The 17,594-nt window shown below is 68.8% G+C and carries 2 protein-coding genes; both read right to left on the bottom strand.

Annotated elements, in window-relative coordinates:
• Positions 1 to 10,773, bottom strand: a 10,773-nt coding sequence (locus G3N59_RS36510; RefSeq protein WP_205987864.1) for a non-ribosomal peptide synthetase, incomplete at its 3' end; no start/stop codon positions are given.
• A gap of 45 nt (positions 10,774 to 10,818) precedes the next feature.
• Positions 10,819 to 17,594, bottom strand: a 6,776-nt coding sequence (locus G3N59_RS36505) for a non-ribosomal peptide synthetase (protein WP_205987863.1), incomplete at its 5' end; no start/stop codon positions are given.

Below are 17,594 nucleotides of genomic sequence, written 5' to 3'. Positions count from 1 at the left end.
GGGCAGCATCGGCAGGCGTTCGAGCGTGACGAACGCGCCCGGCACCCAGGCTTCGGGCAGACGCGCGCGCAGCGTGGCGGCGAGCACGTCGGTGGCGGCCGTGCCGACGATCCACGCCACGAGTTGCTGGCGCTCGCCTTCGCCATGCAGGCCGACCACGGCTTGCCGCACGCCCGCGCAGGCGCGCAGCGCGGCCTCGATTTCGCCGGGCTCGATGCGCTGGCCGCGCAGCTTGATCTGCTGGTCGATGCGGCCGAGGAACTGCACCACGCCATCCGCGCCGATGCGGCAAAGATCGCCGGTTCGGTACAGACGCGCGCCGGGCGCGCCGAGCGGATCGGGCACGAAGCGCTCGGCGCTCAGGCCGGGCCGCGCCAGATAGCCGCGCGCGAGCGACGCGCCGCTGATACACAACTCGCCGATCCCGCCAGGCGGCACGCTCTGCCCATGCACGTCGAGCAGCGCCACGCCGCGCGCCGCGAACGGCACGCCGATCGGCACGATGCTGTGCGCGGTGTCTGCGGCGCCGGTGCGATGCCAGAGCGCGGCGACGGCCGTTTCGGTCGGACCGTACAGGTTATCGACGCGAATCGCGCCCAGCGGCCCGTTGCGCCAGCGCGCGAGTGCATCGCCCGCGAGCGCTTCGCCGCCCACCGTGATCTGGCGCAGCGCGCGCAAGGCCTGCGGCGCGGGCGCGCTGTGCTGCCACTGCTGCCAGAGCGCCGTGGGAATGCGCGCGAAGGTGACGCCCGCGTTCACCAGCGTGGCGTTGAGCGTATCGAGATCCCAGGCGTCGGGGCCGCGCATTTCGACGCGCGCGCCCGCGAGCAGCGCGGGCATCAGTTCGTGCAGCGCGACATCGAAATTGATCGTCGACGATTGCAGCACGACGTCGTTTTCGGCGATGCCGTAGACGCGCTGGAAATCGGCCAGATGCAGGCTCAGCGCGCGATGGCTGATCGCCACGCCCTTGGGCTTGCCGGTCGAGCCGGAGGTGTAGATCACGTAGGCCAACTGTTCGGGCGAGGCGAGTGCGGGCAGCGCGGCGTTGGTGCTTGCGCGGGCATTCGCATCCGCATCGGCGCGTTCCAGCGTGACGACGCGGCGCGCGGCGAACAATTCGCCCAGACGCGTGAGACACGCTGCATCGGCGACAAGGTGCTGAACCTGGGCATCGTCGAGCATGTCGGCCAGACGATCGCGCGGATAGTCGGGATCGAGCGGCACCCACGCGCCGCCCGCTTTCCAGATGCCGAGCAGCGCGGCCGGCAGGCCCACGCCGCGCGTCACGCACACGCCCACGCGCTGGTCGGCGCGCAGACCGGCCTGCACGAGGCGCGCGGCGATGGCGTCGCTCCAGGCGTCGAGCGCGCCGTAGCTGAGCGTGTCGCCGCGACAGGCCAGCGCGATGCGCGCCGGATGCTGCAAGGCGCGCGCGCTGAAGCGCGTGGTGACGGCGTCGAAAACGTCGATGCGCTGCGGCTGGGTCTCGCGCGGCGCGGCGGCCAGTGCGATATCGCCCAAGCGCGCGCCCAGGCGCGCGTGTTCCGCCTGCGGTGCGTCCAGCAGCACGGCGGCGAACTGTTCGAGCACACGCACGTAATCGGCGGACAGCGCCTCGACGCTCGCCCGCGCGAAGCGCTCGCCTTGCCACGCCCATTGCAGGTCGAGATCGCCGCGCGGCAGCACGGCCAGCGTGAGCGGATAGTGGGTGCGGTCGGCGCTATGCAGGCTGCGCATGGTCAGCCCGCCAGGCGCCGCGTCCAGCGCGCGATCGACCGGATAGTTCTCGAACACGAACAGCGTGTCGAACAGCGCGTCGCCGCTGCGGCCGGTCCATTGCTGGATGCGCGTCATCGGCGTGTGCTCGTGGTCGCGCAGCGTCTCGTTGAGCGCGTGCAGGTCGCGCAGCCAGTCGCGCGTGCTCGCGCCCGCGGGCGTATCGACCCACATCGGCACGCTGTTGATGAAGAGGCCGAGCATGCGCTCGACGCCCGGCAGACCGGCGGGACGGCCCGAGACCGTGACGCCGAAGGCCGCGCGCGAGCGCCCGCCGTAACGCGCGACCAGCAGCGCCCACGCGCCTTGCATCAGCGTGTTGAGCGTGACCTGGGCGCGCTCGGCGGCGCGGCGCAGACGCGCGTGCAGCGCGCCGTCGATGCGCACCGACCAGTCGTGCGCGCCCGCTTCGTGGTGGGCTTCCTGGTGGATGTCCTGCTGGCGCGGCTGGCCGAGGCTGGGCGCGAGCAGCGTGGCATCGTCGGCGTTGGCGGCGAAGGCTTGCCACCACGCGGCGTGATCGCGCGTCGCGGCGTCGTGCGCGAGCCAGCGTACGTAATCGCGATACGGCGCGGCGGGCGTTGTCGTGGGTTCCGGCGCGGCCCCATCGGCGTAATGCCGATAAACCCGCGACAGCGCGCCGAGCAACTGGCCGCTGCTCCAGCCGTCGAGCAAGGCGTGATGGCTGGTCCAGACCAGATCGTGCGCACCGTCCGGACGCGCGATCAGGGCCACGCGCATGAGCGGCGCGCGTGCCGGATCGAAGCCCGCGCGCAGATCGGCATCGCGCCAGGCGGCCAGACGTGTTTCGTAATCGTCGCCGCTGGCGCGCCAGTCAAGCTCGCCGAACGGCACCTGCGCCGCGCGATGCACGACCTGCAGCGGCCCGCTTTCCTGGCCGAGTTCGAAGTGCGTGCGCAGCACCGCATGTTGCGCGATCACGTGCTGCCACGCGGCGCGCAGCGCGCGGGCGTCGAGCGCGCCGTCGAGCGTGAGGCGCAACTGGTTCACATACAGGCCCGCGCCTTCGTTGAGCAGGCTGTGGTAGAGCAGGCCTTGCTGGAGCGGCGTGGCGGGATAGATGTCCTCGATATCGGCGAGCGGCAGGCGCATGGCGTCGAGCGTCGTCTGGTCGATGCCCGCGAGCGGGAAGTCGCTGGCGCTCGCGCCTGCGGGCGCGGCGACGCAATGCTCGATCAGCGCGCGCAAGCCGGTGACGGTGCGCGCGGCGAGCGCTTCGACCTGCGCGGCATCGAGCAGATCGGGGCTGAAGCGCCAGTGCAGCGCGAGTTCGCCGCCGGAGACCATCGCGGTGATGTCGAGCAGATGTTCGAGCGTGTCGTGCGGCGCGAGCGGCGCACCGGCGAAGTCGGGCGAGAACGCGAACTGCGCGCGCGCCGCGTTCGTGCCGAGCGCGCCGTCGAACTGGCCGAGATAGTTGAAGCGCAGCTGGGCATCGGCATGGTTCAGCGCGCGCGCGCCGAAGCCTTGCGCGGGCACGGCGCGCAAGGCTTCCTTCACGGCGATCAGCGTGCGCTCGGGCGTCTGCGCACGCGGCAGCGCGAACGGATATTGCACCGTGAACCAGCCCACCGAGCGGCTCAGATCGAACGCGTCGAGCGGGCCAGGCGGCAGATCGCGGCCGTGCGATTCGAGGTCGATGAGGATGGCGGTTTCATCGTCGTCGTCGCGGGTTGCGTTCAGCGCGTTGGAGAGCGCGGCGAGCAGCAGATCGTCCGGGCGCGTGCGGTACGCGTGCGCGCTTTGCTGCAACAGGCGGGCCGTGGTCTGCGCGTCGAGGTTCACGCTCACGCGGCGGCTTGCGCCCAGCGAGCGGTCGGCGGCGTTTTCTGCGGCGTTATTCGCGAGCGGCGCGGCGAAGGCCGGGCGGGCGGCGTCCAGCGTGCGTTGCCATTGCGTGTGCGCGGCGGTATCGGCGCTCGTGTTTTGCGCATTTTGTGCGCTGTGGCTGGCCTGAGCCGCCACCCACGCACTCCACGGCAGCGCCGGCGCGCCGACGGCATCGCCCGCATAAAGCGCCTGCAGGTCGTCGAGCAGCACGCGCCACGAAACGCCGTCCACGGCCAGATGGTGGATCGCGATCAGCAGGCGGTGTTGCTTGCCCGCTTCGAAACAGGCCGCGCGCAACAGCGGCCCTTCGACGATGTCGAGACTTTGCTGGATCGTCGCGCCGGCCTGCGCGAGTGCTTCGTTCCAGTTGTGTTCGTCGAGTTGCACGACGCGCAGCAGGTCGGCGCTTTCTTGCGGCGCGACGCGTTGTTGCCAGCCAGCGGCGCTTTGGGCGAAGCGCAGGCGCAGGGCATCGTGGCGCTGGACGAGCGCTTGCAGGGCGGCGCGCAGTCGATCGGCGTCGAGCGCATCGGCAGATTCGAGCAGCACCGACTGATTCCAGTGCGATTCGCCGTGCGGGCGGCGCGCGAAGAACGCGGCCTGAATGGGCGTGAGCGGCAGGGCGTCGTGGCGCTCGGCGGGCAGCGGCGCGTTGTCGGCGCAGGCGGTCATGATGCGCGCCTGCTGCTCGATCGTCGGTTGATCGAAGATCTGGCGCGGCGTCAGCGTCCAGCCCGCGCCGCGCAGACGCGCGATCAGTTGCAGGCTCAGGATCGAATCGCCGCCCGCCTCGAAGAAGTTCATGCAGACGCTGTGGACCGCGTGGCCGAGCACGCTTTGCCAGATGTCCAGCAGCGTTTGCTCGCGCTCGTTGCGCGGTGCGATGGCTTGCGTGTTGTCGTCTTCCCAGGCGGGTTCGGGCAAGGCGCGGCGGTCGAGCTTGCCGCTGGGTGTGAGCGGCAAGGTTGCGAGCGCAACGATTGCGGATGGAACCATATGCGCGGGCAGCGTGCGCGTGAGTTGCGCGCGCAGACCGGCGGGTTGTGCCGTGCCGCTGACATAAGCCGCGAGGCGTTGGCGCGCGCCTTCGCCACGCAGCACGACGGCGGCATGCGCGACGCCTTCGCACGCGCACAGCGCGGCTTCGATTTCGCCAGGTTCGATGCGGAAACCGCGCAGCTTGATCTGCTGATCCAGACGGCCGAACGGTTCGGGACGGCCATCGGCGCGCAGACGGCAGAGGTCGCCGGTGCGGTAGATGCGCGTGCCGGGCGCGCCATCGGGATCGGGGACGAAGCGCTCGGCGGTGAGGCCCGGACGGCCGAGATAGCCGCGCGCGAGATTCTCGCCGCCGATGCAAAGCTCGCCGAGCCCGCCATCGGGGACGGCTGCACCTTGTCGGTCGATGACGCGCAGGACCGTATCGGGAAGCGGGTCGCCGTGGGTGATGGCTTCATCGGCATGAACCTGGGCGCCTGCGGAATAGATCGTCGTTTCGGTCGGCCCGTAGATGTTCCAGAGCGTGACGTTACGCGCGATCAGTGCGGCGGCGAGATCGGGATGCAGCGCTTCGCCGCCTGAAATGCCGAGCATCGGAAGATATTGCGTGGCTTCGAATTCCTTACGCCAGCCCGCTTCGATCAGCATGCGCCAGCCGCTAGGCGTTGCCTGAAACACATTTGCGCCGCTTTCTTCGAGGCGCTTTGCGAGTGCGAAGCCGTCGCGTGCCGTCTGCGCAGAGACAATCTCAAGCGGAATGCCCGCAACCAGCGGCAGACAATATTCAAGCAAGCTGATGTCGAACACAGGTGCCGATTCGCTGAGCCACGAAGCGTCAGCAGGCAGCCCCGGCTTGCGCGCGATGCTGGCAACAAGCCGATCCAGCGCGCCGTGCGTTACGCCGACGCCTTTAGGTTTGCCCGTCGAGCCCGACGTATAGATCACATACGCGAGCTGGTCAGGATGGACCGGAGCGAACGAAGCCTCGCAGGACTGACCAAAAGCGAGATCGGCGCGCACGACGTTGAGCGCTTCAAAACGCGAAGCGGTCGTAGCATCGGCGATTACGCAGGTCACGCGCGCATCGTCGAGCATGGCGGCGATGCGTTCGTCGGGATACGCAGGATCGACGGGCAGATACGCCGCGCCTGCCTGCCAGAGGCCAAGCATTGCAGCGATCAGCGCAGGCGAGCGCTCGACGCAAACGGCCACGCAGGCATCGCGTTTCACGCCTGCATTGCGCACCGAAGCCGCAATCGAATTCGCCCATTGCTGAAGCTGCACGCCGTTGAAGGCAGCGCGTTCACCACGCAGCGCAACGCGATCAGGTTGCGCCACAAGCTGCCGCGCCACACGCCCGGCTACCGGCTCGAACGTATAACCATCGAGCGGCACGGCTTCACGCGTCACAACCGGCAACGCCAGCGAGCGCAACGGCACTTCGGCATGATCGCCAATCCAGTCGATAAGCATGACGAAGTAATCGGCCATTCCCTCGATGACCGCAGTATCGAACATCCCATCGGCGAAATCGAAATGCAGACGCGCACGACCCGCAATCTCCAGCACATCGAGTTTCAGATCGAATTGCGCCGTGCCGCCCTGAACGGGCAGCGGCGACATGCTCAGTCCGGGCAGCGACCGCGTCGCGCCTTGCGTGCGCTGATAGTTGAACATCACCTGAAACAGCGGCGATGCGCCTTCGTCGCGCGCGGGTTGCAGCGCTTCGACCAGACGCGCGAACGGCACATCGGCGTGCGCGTGGGCATCCAGCACGCGCTGGCGCACCTGCGCGAGCAGATCGGCGAACGGGCGCGCGCTATCGACATCGGCGCGCATGACGAGCGTGTTCACGAAGCAGCCCACCATCTGCGCCGTGTGCGCCTGCGTGCGGCCGCTCACCGGCACGCCTACGCGGATCTCGTCCTGGCCGCTGTAACGTTGCAACAGCACGTCGAAAGCGGCGAGCAGCACGGTGAACAGGCTGGTGCGCTGCGCATCGGCGAGCGCTTGCAGCGCGTGCATGCGCGTTTCGTCGAGCGTGCGTTCCACGCGGGCGAGCGCGCGCGACGCTTGCTGGGCGCGATCGACGCGGCGCGGCAGTTCGAGCGCCGTGGGCGATTCGCAGAGCAGGCCGCGCCAGTAATCGATCTGGGCGTCGAGCGCGGCTTCGCCTGCGCCGTGGCGTTGCCAGTGCGCGTAATCGCCGTATTGCAGCGGCAATTGCGCGAGCGTATGGGTCGTGTCGCCTGGTTCGGCCGCTGCGCGATACAGCGCGCAGAGTTCGTCGAGCATGAGTTCGAGCGATTCACCATCGGCGACGATGTGATGGACGGCGAGATGCAACACATGGCGCGTCTCGTCGGCGCGCATCAGCGTGATGCGCAGCAGCGGATCGTGAGCGAGATCGAACGGCTGGGCGGCGGCTTCACGCAGGCAGGCTGCGATATGCGCGTCGCCGCTTGCTTCGCGTTCGCTCCACGTGTAGCGCGGCGCATCGTGAATCTGCTGCCACGCGACGCCATCGCGCTCGCCGAACGACGTACGCAGCGCTTCATGGCGCAGCGAAAGCGCATCGAACGCGCTACGCAATGCCGCGCGATCGAGCGTGCCTTGCAGGTCCACCGCACAGGTGATCGTGTAAGCGGTATCGCGCGGATCGAAGCGCCACAGGAACCACAGACGTTCCTGCGCGAACGCGAGCGGCACATGCTCGGCGTTGGTTGAGCGTGCAACTAGTGGCGGCAGCGCTGCCATATTCGATGGCGATTCGCTACGCGCGAGTTCGATCTGCGCCGCGAGCGCGCCGAGCGTCGGGTAATCGAAGAAGGCGCGCAAGGGCAGCGCCACGCCGAATGTCGTCTGGATCAGCGCGGCGAGCCGCACGGCGAGCAGGGAATGGCCGCCGCGCGCGAAGAAGTCATCGCTGGCACGCAGCGTTTCCACGCCGAGCACGCCGAGCACGTCGCGCCACAGTGCCGCGAGCGCTTGCTGCGATGGCGTCAGCGGTTCGATGGCGCCGGTTTCATCGGCGAATGCGGACGATGCTTCGGGCGCAGGCAAGGCGTGACGGTCGAGCTTGCCGTTGACCGTGAGCGGCAGCGCGTCGAGCACGACAAACGCGGCCGGACGCAGATGCGCAGGCAGTTGCGTAGCCGCGAATGCACGCACGCCCTGAATCAATGATTCGGATGACGAATCAACTGATGAAGGAACCAGATACGCCACCAGCCGCGCGCCGCGCTGCGGATGTTCGTCGAAAACCACTTCGGCAGAGGCAATGTCTGCGTGGCGAAGCAGCGCCGCGCGCACTTCGCCGGGCTCGATGCGGAAGCCGCGCAGCTTGACCTGATCGTCGTTGCGGCCCAGATAAGCGAGTTCGCCATCGGCGAGGCGGCGCGCCGTGTCGCCGGAACGGTACAGACGCGTGCCCGGCGTGCCGAACGGATCGGGCACGAAACGCTCGGCGGTCAGGCCCGGACGATTCGCGTAGCCGCGCGCAAGCCCCGCGCCGCCCACGAACAGTTCGCCGGTCGCGCCGGGCGGCACGGGGTTCATATCGGCGTCGAGCAGATGCAGTTGCAGATCGTCGAGCGCTTCGCCGATCGGGCTGGCAATGCGTCCATTCGAGCCATGAATATCGGCGTCGTTCAGCGCGCGGTACGTGACGTGCACCGTTGTTTCGGTGATGCCGTACATGTTGACGAGTTGCGGCAGCGGCGTGCGCGCGTCGCGGCGCGCGCGATGCCAGGCGGCCAGCGTCGCCGGTTCGAGTTTTTCACCGCCGAATACGACCACGCGCACATCGGTGAAAGGCGCGTCGGCGGCGAGGTCGGCGCGCATCAGCGCTTCGAACGCGGAGGGCGTCTGGCTCAGCACGCTCACGCGCTGCTCGCGCAGCAGGCGCTGCATGGCGTCGGGCGCGCGCGCGGTCCAGTACGGCACGAGTACGAGACGCGCGCCATGCACGAGCGGCCCGAAGAGTTCCCACACCGAGAAGTCGAACGAGGGCGAATGAAACAGCGTCCAGACATCGTGCGCGCCGAAGCCGAAGCGCTCGGTCGTGCTGTCGAACAGGCGCGCGAGATTCGCGTGCGTGACGCCCACGCCCTTGGGACGGCCGCTCGAACCCGAGGTGTAGATCATGTAGGCAAGCTGGTCGGGATACGGCACGACGCTGGCGAGTTCGCTGGATTGCGCCTGCGGTGCAAGTGCGAGCGCATCGGCGTCGATCATCGCGATGCCGTGCTCGCGCGCCCAGTCGCCGAGCGCGGCCATGCCTTCGGCGTCGGCGACCACGCAACGCGCGCCTGCATCGGCGAGCGTGTCTTGCAGTCGTTCGATCGGATAGTGCGGATCGAGCGGCAGATACGCCGCGCCGCTACGCAGGATGCCGAGCGCGCCCGCCACCAGCGCGGGCGTGCGGCCCGTGCACAGGCCCACGCAGCGATCGCGCGCAATCGTGCCAGGCGCTTTCGATGCTTCGATAGCGAGCGCGTGTTGCACGGCTTGCGTCCAGTCGTGAAGCTCGCGCCAGCTTAACGAGCGATGCTCGCCGGTCACGGCTTCGGCATCGGGACGCTCGCGCAGGTGGCGCCCGATATGTTCGAGCACGCTGGTGAAGGCGTGTTTGTGCGCGGTGGCCGGTTGCGCCGATTCCGCATCGGCAGCGCTCAGATCGAGTTCGGCAAGCAGCATGTCGGGCCGTTGCGCGATCTGCGCGAGCACGTCGAGGTAGTGATCCGCGAGACGCGCGACGGTGCGTGCGTCGAAACGCGCGCTTGCGTAGACGATGTTCAGCGCAATGCCTTGCGCGCTCTCGACCAGGTTGAACGAGAGATCGAATTGCGCCGCGCCGGTGTCGATCTCGCGCGTGTGCACGTCGAGCCCAGGCAGCGCGTCGAGTGCGCTGCGCTGGCTGCGTTGCAGGCTGAACATCGCGTGAAATGGCGCGGTTTCGTCATGGCGGTCGTTGCCCGCACCACGCAGCGCCTGCACGAGACGCGCGAACGGCAGCGCGCGATGCGCCTGCGCGTCGAGCAGCGTCTGGCGCGTTTCGCCGAGCAGCGCGGTGAACGGCATCGCGCCGCGCGGACGCTGGCGCACCACCAGCGTGTTGACGAAAAAGCCGACGATATTCTCGGTTTCCACGCCCGTGCGCGTACTCGACGGCACGCCGATACGCACATCGTCGCGGCTGCTGTAGCGATAGAGCAGCGCGCCGAACGCCGCGAGCAGCGCCATGAACAGCGTCGCGCCGTGCGCGCCCGCCTGGGCCTGCAAACGGGCGGCGAGTTCGGGCGCAATCTCGCGGCGCAGACGCGCGCCTGCCGACGCTTCATCCGCATCGTGCGGACGCGGCGCGTCGTAAGGCAGCGGCGAGGGCGGCGTGCGCGCGCCCAGTTGCGCGCGCCAGTAATCGAGGTGCGTGTTCAGTGCCGCTTCGTCGAGCCATTCGCGTTGCCAGCGCGCGCAATCGCGCATCTGCAAACCTGGCGTCGTGCTTTCTTCAGCAGTGTTTGATTCCCTGCTGCACAACTGCGCGTAAGTCTGCGCGAGATCGCGCACGAGCAGGTTCATCGACTGGCCATCGGTGACGATGTGATGCAGCGTGAGCAGCAGCACATGATGCGTTTCGCCGATGCAAAACAGGTCCGCGCGCATCGGCGGCCCCGCTTCGAGGTCGAAGGGCGCGGCGGCGGCGTGGTGCATCGCGGCGTCGAGTGAGGCTGCTTTGGCCTGCTCGCCGCGCAGATCGTGGCGGCGGCAAACCGGCAGCGGCGTGCCTGCCACAGTCTGGCGCAGTTCGCCATCGGCACGCTGCACGAAGCGCGTGCGCAGGCCTTGATGGCGCTGCGCGACGCGGCGCAGGGCTTCGTCGAGCGCATCGGCGTCGAGCGCGCCGTGCAGGTCGAGCGCGCCCGGCATGTGATAGGCGGGATCGTCGGGTTGCAGCTTCCAGAGGAACCACAGATGTTCCTGCTCGAAGCTCAGCGGCGCGTCGCCGCCTTCGTTGTTGTCGGCATCGGCGAGCGGCACGACCGGCAGCGCGCCCGGATCGATGCGCTGTTCGGCCACGCGTTGACGGAACGCGGCGCGGCGCTCGGGCGGCAGCGCGGCGTAACGTTGCGAAAGGGCCAGCATGGACGCATTCGGTTGAGTCATGGATTCGGTGTGATGAGCCATCGGTTATTCAAAATCGGCGAGCAGTTGGCTCAGCGCGTCGGCGTCGGTTTGCTGCGGGTTCTTGTCCTGCGTTTCGAGCAGATCGGCCAGCGAACGGATGGTTGCGTGCGCAAACAGATCGGCCAACGGCACGCTGCGCCCGAAGGTTTCGTTGATGCGCGCCGCAACGCGCACGCCGCTGATCGAATCGCCGCCCGCTTCGAAGAAGTTCATGCAGACGCTGTGGACCGCGTGGCCGAGCACGCTTTGCCAGATGTCCAGCAGCGTTTGCTCGCGCTCGTTGCGTGGTGCGATGGCTTGCGCGCTGTCGTCGTCCCAGGCGGGTTCAGGCAAGGCGCGGCGGTCGAGCTTGCCGCTGGGTGTGAGCGGCAAGGTTGCGAGCGCAACGATCGCGGATGGAACCATATGCGCGGGCAGCGTGCGCGCGAGTTGCGCGCGTAGATCGGCGGGTTGTGCCGTGCCACTGACATAAGCCGCGAGGCGTTGACGCGCGCCTTCGCCACGCAGCACGACGGCAGCATGCGCGACGCCTTCGCACGCGCACAGCGCGGCTTCGATCTCGCCCGGTTCGATGCGGAAGCCGCGCAGCTTGATCTGCTGGTCCAGACGCCCGAACGGTTCGGGACGGCCATCGGCGCGCAGACGGCAGAGGTCGCCGGTGCGGTAGATGCGTGCGCCGGGCGCGCCATCGGGATCGGGCACGAAGCGTTCTGCTGTAAGGCCCGGACGGCCGAGATAGCCGCGCGCGAGATTCTCGCCGCCAATGCAAAGTTCGCCGAGCCCGCCATCGGGGACGGCTGCGCCTTGTCGGTCGATGACGCGCAGGACGGTATCGGGAAGCGGGTCGCCGTGGGTGATGGGTTTATCGGCATGAACCTGGGCGCCTGCGGAATAGATCGTCGTTTCGGTCGGCCCGTAGATATTCCAGAGCGTGACGTTACGCGCGATGAGTGCTGCGGCGAGATCGGGGTGCAGCGCTTCGCCACCTGAAATACCTAGCAGCGGCGGATGTTGTGCGGCTTCGAAGTCATCACGCCAGCCCGCTTCGATCAGCATGCGCCAGCCGCTAGGCGTGGCCTGGAACACATTTGCGCCGCTTTCTTCGAGGCGCTTTGCGAGTCCGAAGCCATCGCGCGCCGTCTGCGCGGAGACAATCTCCAGCGGAATGCCCGCAACCAGCGGCAGGCAGTATTCAAGCAGGCTGATGTCGAACACCGGTGCCGATTCGCTGAGCCACGAAGCGTCAGCAGGCAGCCCCGGCTTGCGCGCGATGCTGGCAACAAGCCGATCCAGCGCGCCGTGCGTTACGCCGACGCCTTTAGGCTTGCCTGTCGAGCCCGACGTATAGATCACATACGCAAGCTGGTCAGGATGGACCGGAGCGAACGAAGCCTCGCAGGACTGACCAAAAGCGAGATCGGCGCGCACGACGTTGAGCGCTTCAAAACGCGAAGCGGTCGTAGCATCGGCGATTACGCAGGTCACGCGCGCATCGTCGAGCATGGCGGCGATGCGCTCATCAGGATACGCGGGATCGACGGGCAGATACGCTGCGCCAGCCTGCCAGATCCCGAGCATCGAAGCGATCAAGGCGGGCGAGCGCTCGACGCAAACGGCTACGCAGGCATCGCGTTTCATGTCTGCATTGCGAACCGAAGCCGCAATCGAATTCGCCCATTGCTGAAGCTGCACGCCGTTGTGCGCAGCGTGTTCACCACGCAGCGCAACGCGATCAGGTTGAGCCACAAGCCTCCGCGCCACACGCTCGGCTACCGGTTCGAACGCATACGCATCGAGCGGCACGGCCTCGCGCGTCACAACCGGCAACGCCAGCGAGCGCAGCGAAGCCCCCGCACCCGAAGCGATCTGATCGAGCAGTGCCTCATACGCCTGCGCAAGACGCCCGACATGTTCGCGATCGAGGCGCAAGCCGTCCCACTCCCACTCCAGGCGCAGCGTCGGTTGCGGCACGACCATCAAGGTCAGCGGATAGTGCGTGCGTCCGGCCGATTCCACGCCGTTCACACGCAGCGCGTCGCCGGCATGACCGGCATCGTCGAGCGCTTCCAGCGTCGCTTCGAGCGGATAGTTTTCGAATACGAACAGCGTGTCGAACAGCGCGTCGCCGCTGCGGCCCACCCAGCGCTGCAACTGCGCAAGCGGCGTGTGCTCGTAATGGCGCATCGCTGCGGCGCACGTTTGAAGCGTGCGCAGCCAGGCGCCGATTTCGGCATCGGGCTGCACCGGCGTCCACACCGGCAGACTGTTGATGAAGAGGCCGAGCATCTGTGCCGCGCCGTCGAGCGTTTCGGGACGCCCCGACACCGTGCAGCCGAACGCCGCCGAATCGCGATTGCCCAGGCGCGCGAGCAGCACCGCCCACGCGCCCTGCATCAGCGTATTGAGTGTGACGCCGAAGGCCGCCGCCGCGTCGCGCAAGGCACGTTCGCGCGCCGCGCCGAGCGGCGCTTCCATGCGGAACGCGCCTTCCTGCGGCACGGCAGGCGGGTTCAGGCAGGCGGTCAGCGTGGCCGGATCGTCGCAATGGGCCGCGGCCTCGCGCCACCAGTCGGCGGCATCGGGCTGGGCGTCGAGCCAGTCGACATACGCGCGGTAGGGCGCGCTCGCCTCGTGCGTGACGGCGTTTTCGGGCGAGCGGTAGTTCGTCCACGTTTCGGCGAGCAGTTGCGCGGCGCTCCAGCCGTCGAGCAGCGCGTGATGCGTGGTCCAGACCAGATCGTGACCGCCATCCGGCGCGGCGAAGAGATCGAGGCGCATCAGCGGCGCGCGTGCCGCGTCGAAGCCGCGCGCGAGATCGGCGCGCATCCAGTCGATCAGGCGTGCTTCGTACTCCGCACGACTTTCCGTGCGCGCTTCGTGCGTGGCGAACGGCAGATCGACCGTTTTATCGACAACCTGCAATAGCGTGTCGCCATGCCATTCGAAGCGCGTGCGCAGGATGTCGTGACGCGCGACCGCGTGCTGCCACGCCGCGATCAGCCGTGCGCGATCGAGCGCGCCCGCCAGTTTGAGGCGGCGTTGCGTGACGTACATGCCGCCGTCGCCGGGCGTGCGGTCGCCGTGGGCGAGGCTGTGGAACAGCAGGCCTTGCTGCATCGGCGTGGCCGGGTAGGCGTCCTGCACGCGCGCGGGATCGAGGCCGAGCGCGCCCAGCGCCGCTGCGTCGAGCGATGCCACCGCGCTGCGAACCTGCGAGTTCGCTTCGCCAGCAGCGGCGTCGAGCGTGGCGCAAAGCTCGCGCACGGTCGGCTGCGCGAACAACTCGCGCGACGAAAACACCAGCGCCTGGCGACGCGCCTGCGCGACCACCTGGAACGCGTTGATGGAGTCGCCGCCCGCCATGAAGAAGTTATCGTCGATACCCAGTTCCGGCGCGCGCAACACGCTGCGCCAGATCGCTAGCAGCGCGTGTTGCGTGGGCGTTTGCGGCGCGGCGGCTTCAGCGGCTTTGGCGTGCGAGGCAGCGTCGGCCAAATCCGCCGTATTGCTCAGGTTCAGCGCAGCGAGCGCCGCGCGATCGATCTTGCCGTTGCGCGTGAGCGGCAGCACATCGAGCCGATGCAGCGCGGAAGGCACCAGCGCCGCCGGTACACGTTGCGCGAGCGCGTCGTGCAGCGCATGCACATCGAGATCGTCGCCGGTTACATAGCCGATCAGGCGCAAACGCTGCTGCGCGTCTTTCTGGCCGATCACGGCGGCGTCGCGCACGCCGGGCAGCGCACGCAGATGTGCGGCGACTTCGGCGGGCTCGACGCGATGACCGCGAATTTTCAGCTGCTCGTCGACGCGGCCAAGGAATTCGAACTGCCCATCCTCGCGCACACGCGCGCGGTCGCCGGTGCGATAGACGCGCGCGCCGGGCACGCGCGGATCGGGCACGAAACGCTCGGCGGTCAGACCCGGGCGGCCGCGATAACCGCGTGCCAGCGCCACGCCGCCAAGGTGGATTTCGCCGGTGGCGCCCGGCAGCGCAGGCGTGCCGTCGGCGTCGAGCAGATAGGCGTGCGCGTGGCGCAGCGGGCGGCCGAGCGGTAGCGCACCGCTCGCGTCGCGCTCGGACGTCAGCACGCCGACCGTGCTTTCGGTCGGCCCATAGTGGCCGAGCAGCGCGCACTCGGGGCGCAGCGCGGCGAGCCGGTCGAGCAGGGTCGCGCCGCTCGCTTCGCCGCCGAGCAGCAGCGCGCGGCGCGGCAGCACGGCGCGCGCATCGGCAGCGTGGAGCAGGCCTTCGAGATGGCTCGGCGAGATCTTCAGCAGATCGACCGGATGTTCGCTGCACCATTGCGCGTAGCGGTCGGCGTCGAAGGCGCGGGCGTCGTCGATCAGATGCAGCGTCCAGCCCGACCAGAGCGCGGCCATCAGCGTCGAATGGCCGAGGTCGGCGGCGGGCGTGGAGAGATACGCGGCACTGTTGATGCCCGTGGGCAGGCGTTCGAGCAGCGCTGCCACGTAAGCGGCCAGCGCGCCGTGCGGGATCGTGACGCCCTTGGGCGTGCCCGTGGAGCCGGACGTGTAGATCAGGTACGCGGCGCGCTGCGCGGGCAGGGCGATGTGCGTGTCGATGGCGTGAGGCTCGGCGCTTGCGTGCGCGGTTGCCGGCTTGAGCAGCGCGATGTCCTGCGCGCGCCAGACGGGGTCATCGGCGGCGATCAGGCAGCGTGCGTCTGCATCGCGCAGTTGCCATGCCAGACGCGCGGCGGGCATCGACGGATCGAGCGGCGCATAGACGCCGCCCGCGCGCCAGATCGCCAGCATCGCGACGACGAGCGCGTGACTGCGCGGCAGCGCGACCGCCACCGTGTCTTCAGCGCCGATCCCGAACGCCGTGAGGCGCGCCGCGAGCGCGCCTGCGTCCGACCAGAGCGTGCCCCAGTCGAGCGGGCCGGTTTCGTCGAGCAGCGCAACGGCGCGCGGCTGCGTGGCTGCGTGGTGAGCGACGCGGGCGAGCAGGCTGGTTTCTGCGTGCTTCGGGGCAGCGGTTTGTGGCTGATCGAAGCCGATTGCACCGACCGCACCGATTGCCCCCATCGCCCGCGCCGGATCGGCGACAAAGGCGTCGAGCGCGCCGCGCAACTGCGTCGCGAGTTGCTGCACGGCGGCATCGTCGTAATGCGTCGGCTGCGCGGCGAGCGTGAGCGTCAGCGCTTCGCCGGGCACCGCGATCAGGCTCAGCGGGAAGTGGTTGCGGCCGTCGTGCGCGTGACCGTCGACGCCGGTTGCCACGCGGCGGATCGCGAGACCTTGCGCCAGCGGCGCACGCAGCGCGGCATCGAGCGGATAGTTCTCGAACACGAAAATGCTCTCGAACAGCGGCGTGCCGGCCTGGCCCGCGAACGCGCGTTGCAGCGTGGCAAGCGGCGTCTGCGCGTGTTCCTGCAAGCTGAGGTTGCGCGTCTGCAGATCGGCAAGCCAGGCGCGCACCGTCATGGACGGCGGCAGCGTGACCGCGAGCGGCAAGGTGTTGATAAAGAGTCCTGCGGTTTCGTCGGCGCCTGCCCAGCCGTCGCTGCGGCCCGATACCGTCACGCCCAGCGCGATATCGCGCTGGTTCGCGTGGCGCGAGAGCAGCCAGATCCACGCGCCCTGGATCAGCGTGTTGAGCGTCACGCCGCAGGTGCGCGCGAAGCGTTCGAGTTGCGCCGATTCGTCGCTGCTCAACTGCAGCGTGTGTTCAAGCGCGCGGCTATTGGCTTCGATGCGCGTGGTGTGCGCGAGCGGGCGAGCCAGCGGCAGCGGCGTGGGCGTCCACGCTGCCAGCGTTTCGCGCCACGGCGCGAGGGTTTCGGCTTCGTCGTGGCGCGTGTCGAGCCAGCGCACGTAATCGGCGAAGGCGGGTGCGGTTTGCAGAGCCAGCGGCCGGGCTTCGCGCAGCGCGCCATACGCCTGCAGCAGATCGCGCAAGACGATGCCGATGCTCCAGCCGTCGAGTTGCGCGTGATGGAAACGCCACACGAACCAGCGGCAATGCTCGCCGCGCTCGATCAGCAAAACGCGCTGATGCGAGGCGCGCGCGAAGTCGAAACCGCCTGCCTGAGCCGCGCGCCATTGGGCGGCGAGCGCGTCGCGGGCTTCGTCGTCGCCGAGCGCGCGCCAGTCGAGCGTGTCGAAATCGATGCTCGCTTCGCGGCGCACGAGTTGCACGGGCACGTCGAGGCCATCGGCGAAAAAGTCGGTGCGCAGCGCGCCGTGACGCGCCGAAACCTGCCGCCACGCGGCGTGGAAGGCCGCCGTGTCGAACGGTCCGCGCAACTCGAACACGCGTTGCAGATGATACGGATCGACATCGGCGCGCAGGCCCAGCGAGAGCAGGCCGCGTTGCAGCGGCGTCGTGGCGTAGACATCGGCGAGCGTTTGCAGGTCGATGCCGGCGCGCGTGAGGGCAGCGGCGATCGTCGTGTCGAGCTCGCGGTTGGCCGCCGGTTGTTGTTCTGCTTGTTGCGATGCTTGCGGCGTCAGCGTGGTCGTCACGCGTGCAAGCTGCTCGATGCTCGGATGCTGGAACACGAGGCGCGGCGAGAGCGCGAGGCCCGCGTCGCGAGCCGCGCTCACCACGCGCAGGCTGAGAATCGAGTCGCCGCCGGCCGCGAAAAAGTCGGTCGTCACGCCAAGCGACTGCGCGGGCAGCACCGCGCGCCAGATCGCAAGGAGTTGCGCTTCGAGCGGCGTGCGAGGCTCGATCAGCGGCGTGTGGGCGGTATCGGCTTCGGTGGCTGCGGGAGCCGGCAGGGCGCGCCGGTCGATCTTGCCGCGCGAGGTGA

Origin of the sequence: Paraburkholderia sp. Ac-20340 (genome assembly GCF_017104965.1) — a bacterium.
Lineage (GTDB): Bacteria > Pseudomonadota > Gammaproteobacteria > Burkholderiales > Burkholderiaceae > Paraburkholderia.
The sequence above is the reverse complement of the archived record's forward strand: the minus strand, read 5'-3'. Positions and strand labels throughout refer to the sequence as shown.